The organism is Pseudomonas brassicacearum, assembly GCF_003732265.1.
In the GTDB taxonomy this organism is placed as follows: domain Bacteria; phylum Pseudomonadota; class Gammaproteobacteria; order Pseudomonadales; family Pseudomonadaceae; genus Aquipseudomonas; species Aquipseudomonas brassicacearum_D.
Map to the genome: position 1 here is coordinate 1 of NZ_MOBK01000459.1, position 338 is coordinate 338.

General features: G+C 60.4%; 1 protein-coding gene. It reads right to left on the reverse strand.

The genetic code is table 11. From position 1 onward, the window contains the following. The coding region (locus tag BK660_RS32245) for an EamA family transporter (RefSeq protein WP_473087039.1) at nt 1–338 on the reverse strand (338 nt) is incomplete at both ends.

Below are 338 nucleotides of genomic sequence, written 5' to 3' on the forward strand. Positions count from 1 at the left end.
TGAGCATCTGATCCAGCACAATCCAGCCCATCAGCAGCGTTGCCAATGGCTCGATGTTCATGACCGGCGCATTGCGCGGCATGTCCAGTCGAGGCACGGAAATGAACAGGAAGATAAAACCTGTGCCGTACAGCACCACCAAAGTGGCGAGGGCCAGCCATCCGGTCGAGGTGGCGGGCAGGTTCAAGCCGCCGGGAAGGGCACACGTCAGCCCTGCCAGGTTGACGCTGCTGAACACGATGAAAATGGTCAGCAGACTGCGCACCGAGCCACGTACCTGAGACAGTTTGTGGTCGGTGATCCACAGCGCGCAGGCGAACACGCTGGCGGCGCAGAAT